We start from the raw sequence: 4,519 nt of genomic DNA on the forward strand, positions 1-4,519 counted from the left end.
GATTATCGATGAAAGCGCTTTTGCGAAGAAAGGAGAGTCAATGGAATGGCCGTCTTGGTAAGGTAGACAATTGTCAGGTCGGTGTATTTGCCAGTTTGTGCCAAAACAGCATGGCCGGTTTGATTGATACACGCTTGTATTTGCCACAGCATTGGGTAAATGATCCGGATCGTTGCAAGAAGGCGGCAATACCTGTGGCATGCCGGCATTATCAAAGCAAATGCAGGATTGCATTATCGATGATCGAAACAGCCAAACAGCGCGGCGTGCGTTTTGGTTATGTCGGTATTGATGGCGGTTATGGCAAGGATCCTGCTTTCTTGAGAGGTGTTGATAAGTTTGGTTGCACATTTGTCGCTGATGTTCACTGTCGGCAGATGGTTTATCTTGAAGACCCAATGCCAAGTATTCCTGCATGGAATGGCCGTGGCAGACAACCGAAACAGTTGAAGGCACAAAATGAAGCGATACGTGTTGATCAATGGACATCGGCATAACCGGATGCTGCTTGGCTGCGACTTAGCCTGCGTGAGGGTGAGAAAGGTACACTGAAAGCGGAATATCTTCATGCTCCCGTTTGGGTATGGGATGGCGCCGAGAAACAGGCGCATCGCCGGTACTTGCTGGCTAGACGGGAGACCGGCGCTAGCGAAATGTCGCATTATTGCTTATCCAACGCGTCACTTGAAACGCCGTTACAAGAACTGGCGCAAGTACAGGCACAGCGTTTCTTCATTGAACACAGCTTTCATGAAGCGAAAAGCGAATGCGGCATGGCCGATTATCAAGTACGCCGGTGGGATGCATGGCATCATCACATGGCGCTGGTCATGCTGGCAACGCTATTCTTGGTCAAGCAAAAGATGCTTGGGCGCAAGCAATGGCCGATGTTATCCTTCAATGACCTGGTGACCGCATTAGCGCACATGCTGCCGCAAAGACAACTTACCACCGAGGATCTGGCTGATATTATTCATAAGCGGCACCGACGACGACTCAGCGCTAAAAAGTCTTCTGCCAGGCGAAAAGTGGCTTTTGAATAATCTGACAAAGTAGAACTAAAGCATTCGAATAGTGGAAAACGACTTCTGGGTATTATGCTGCTGACCCTTGGTGTAATGGTCTTTGCCGGTTTTGACAAAGTACTTGAAACAGCAGCGCTCAAATGGTTACCTGACTGGGCATTGTTTATTTGATAAAAAAAAGCGCAGTGAATTTTGAATACTTTGTTCTTGACAGGCTATTTATAGACTTTTTTGTTGGAAGGGGCTCAAAATGAAATTCTATACTTCAATACAATTATTTCTTGCGATACTAAGTATCTCTTTTTTATCTCACGCTGCGGAAATTAATACCAGTTTTGAATTCAACAACACCAGCGGTTCTTTCACACTCACTGACGAATCAGCTTCTGCGGTATTCAGTGGCGGCGAAGCCAAATCGGTGGGTAATTTCTCACTCTATCACACGGGCTCAAACGCCTGGATGGTGCCGCTAGGCGCAACAGGGAACATTGATTTCAACCCACCCGCTGAACAACTCACGGTATTTTACCGCACACAGAACGGTAACAATAACAGTATGCTCGAACTTTTGGATGGTGACGGTCAGGTTTTAATCAGTTTTCCAGGTTCGTCTTCCAACTGGACAGAAGTTATCGCAAGTACAGCATCACTGGGAAAGCCGGTTGCACGCGTAATTTTGCGAAACGAATCAGGCCAGGGTTATGCCGTATTGGATGATTTAAGCGCTGTTGCTTCACAAGCCCCAGCAAACCAGCGTTTGGAAGATCCGATTCCCGAATCGATCCGGAAAGGAACAACCCGGCTCAGACTCAAGCAGATTGCGGAAGGCCTGACCGCGCCGAATTGGGCGGTAGCCGCACCCGGAGACAGTCAACACTTGTATGTAAGCGATCAGGATGGCAAGTTATGGCGCATCAATTTATCTGATAACACCAAAGCCGTTTTTCTGGATATATCCGACCGACTTGTACCGTTGGGCGCATTTGGAAGCGGTACATTTGATGAACGCGGTTTTTTGGGTTTTGCTTTTCATCCCCAGTATGCAGAAAATGGCCTAATTTATACCTACACCTCGGAACCGGCAACAGATGTCAGTGATTTTTCCACCATACCGGAGGGTTCGACAGCAAATCACCGCTCCGTTATCCGTGAATGGCGTTTGGAGTTTGACAATACGACGCAGAATCAAGCTACAGTAGCCGCGGAGCGTGTTTTGATGGCTGTTGATCAGCCGCAATTCAACCATAATGCTGGAGCGCTGAATTTTGGCCTTGACGGCATGCTCTATGTTGCTTTAGGCGATGGCGGCGGAGCCGATGACCGCGATGGGCAGGAATTTGCAGGCAGCCCGATGATTGGGCATGGCACAAACGGTAATGCGCAAAATACGGCTAATCCACTCGGTAGTTTGCTACGGATTGACCCAATGGGAAATAACGCAGCAAATGGTCAATACGGTATCCCCGCTGACAATCCATTTGCTGGATCAGAAACCGTACTGAACGAGATATATGCTTACGGTTTTCGCAATCCATTCCGGTTTTCATTTGATGCGATAACCGGATTGCTGGTACTTGCGGATGTTGGACAAAACGATATTGAAGAAGTGAATCTGATTCAGGCTGGCGGTAATTATGGCTGGAGCACTAAGGAGGGTAGCTTCCGTTTTGACCCCAATGGAAATGATCCTGGTTTTGTGACCAGTGAGCCGGTTTCCGGGAACTTGATCGATCCTGTCGTTCAATACGATCATGATGAAGGTACCGCGATTATTGGTGGTTTTATCTACCGTGGCGAATCCATCAGCGCTCTGCAGCAGTCCTATGTGTTCGGTGATGTTGACAGGACAGGCAATGGTGATGGCCGAATATTCTATACTCGTGGCGCTGAAATTCTGGAGCTCGATCTGACGCTGCGCGATACTCCCGGTTTCTGGGTGCTTGGTTTTGGTCAGGATGCAACAGGTGAATTCTATGTCCTTGGCAATGCAACTGGTATACCGTTTGAAACTACAGGAGCCATATATAAACTTGTACCCAACGCCGGTTTCAGTGGCAGGATACTCGATATACCGGCTATCGATGTGATGCAGGGAGGTGGCAATGATGTATATCGGGCGCAACTGCAAGCTGTACAGGGTAGCCAACCATTGCGTTTCGAACTGATTCAGGCGGAAAAACTGGCTGAAAGTTTTCGCGGAGATAATGCTACATTCGATCAAGAAACCGGTATCTTGAATATTCCGTTTGTCAATATTTCAAACGCAGATAATTCGGTATCGACCTATTTAGCGGAGCTTGAACTGATTCCCGGCTTGCCACGGTTAACTTTTGAACTGAAACAAGCGACCCTGATAAAATAATTGCAATTAGCAACTGAGAAACCGGATTGAGTAAAAGTCCATCCGGTTTTCGTCTTTTGCTTTATTTGGCTCGGTAAATGTCGGTTTGCGGATGAAACGCGTACCACGCGAACCAGAATAAAACAACGCCCGGCAGATGCTCCCCTTTCTCATCAAATGCCTCGGCGGATTGATGCCTGTGATTGTATCTGATCTGTACCCGGTGGCCGCCCAGCTGGTCATCAATCATGCCGGAACCTTTTGTCAGCTCTACAAATGGGTAAGCTTTGGCTTTTCCTTCCATTACTAACCCCAGCACCTGTTCCTTGGGGTGATAGCCTTCAGCGCGGAAGCGCACCGGAAACATGATGCTGTTATCCCGCTCATAACCATCGTAAGGATTGGCGAAGTAATTGCGATTAAAGCCGGTCTCCTGACTCAATACCAGCGTATCCGGATGGCGGGAGCGCCAGTCACTCCAGGTGGTATGCGTTACCGGTACGGCGGGAAGCTCGGTGCCTTTCATTGGCCCGGTCACGGCCTGTGACAGAATTTGCGACCATAATGATTGTGTTTGACGGTCGTACATCAATACATCGCTGTTATACAGCAATCCGGAAACACCAAATTGCAGATGCCTGCCGTTCACTTTGGCTTCGTTCGCCGTTCCGGAGCCGCAGAGTGGACAGTAGGTAATGATAATACCCTCATCGCCAAACCGGTCGTTAACGATTTCATGCCAGTTCAGAATGCGTAAAGGGTAAGCCTTGCTGATGCCGTTCCGCGTTAACGCCAGCACCCGGTCGCTGTCGCTCAGGTAACGGGCTTGGGTAGCGCTGACAAAAACAGGATTGTCGAGCGATGGTATACCGTCTTTCGGCGGGCCGCCGGAAAAAATTTCATTCTCGGGTATCAATGCGCCATCCAGAACAAAACCGTTCATGGTGGCGGCATGTGATTGCGTGATGGCTGCTGATAGAAAAATAATGATGAGAAAAATATGGTGAATGTTTTTCATAAACCACCTAATGCAATACGTGCGACAATATTGGGTAACATATTAGACGACAATTAATCTGTCCGGTCAGGCGACAATTATCTTGACCGGTTGAGCGTGGGCGCCAGAATAAGTTCTTACCTATTGGATAGGAGA

The 4,519-nt window shown here is 48.3% G+C and carries 4 protein-coding genes; 3 read left to right on the top strand and 1 reads right to left on the bottom strand.

The window, feature by feature from the left end; genetic code table 11:
• From BMY60_RS14660 to BMY60_RS14670, 3 genes are all read left to right on the top strand, one after another.
• The coding region (locus tag BMY60_RS14660) for a transposase (RefSeq protein ID WP_143057477.1) at window positions 1-497 on the top strand (497 nt) is incomplete at its 5' end.
• 156 nt (window positions 498-653) lie between these two features.
• Complete coding sequence (locus BMY60_RS14665; RefSeq protein ID WP_090334633.1) at window positions 654-1,043, top strand: hypothetical protein; 390 nt, start codon at window positions 654-656, stop codon at window positions 1,041-1,043.
• A gap of 232 nt (window positions 1,044-1,275) precedes the next feature.
• Window positions 1,276-3,387, top strand: a complete 2,112-nt coding sequence (locus tag BMY60_RS14670) for a PQQ-dependent sugar dehydrogenase (protein WP_256250998.1) — start codon at window positions 1,276-1,278, stop codon at window positions 3,385-3,387.
• 61 nt (window positions 3,388-3,448) lie between these two features.
• Here the strand turns inward: BMY60_RS14670 and BMY60_RS14675 are convergent, their stop codons facing one another.
• Window positions 3,449-4,384: a DUF3179 domain-containing protein gene (locus BMY60_RS14675; RefSeq protein ID WP_218141720.1), complete on the bottom strand. Its 936-nt coding sequence runs from the start codon at window positions 4,382-4,384 to the stop codon at window positions 3,449-3,451.
• Window positions 4,385-4,519: the final 135 nt, after the last annotated feature.

It is taken from the genome of Nitrosomonas sp. Nm51 (genome assembly GCF_900111165.1).
In the GTDB taxonomy this organism is placed as follows: Bacteria; Pseudomonadota; Gammaproteobacteria; order Burkholderiales; family Nitrosomonadaceae; genus Nitrosomonas.

What these genes read in the sequence shown, in the direction of transcription:
- BMY60_RS14665 (WP_090334633.1), top strand. Translation starts at nt 654, where the DNA reads ATGTCGCATTATTGCTTATCCAACGCGTCACTTGAAACGCCGTTACAA.
- BMY60_RS14670 (WP_256250998.1), top strand. Translation starts at nt 1,276, where the DNA reads ATGAAATTCTATACTTCAATACAATTATTTCTTGCGATACTAAGTATC.
- BMY60_RS14675 (WP_218141720.1), bottom strand. Translation starts at nt 4,384, where the DNA reads ATGAAAAACATTCACCATATTTTTCTCATCATTATTTTTCTATCAGCA.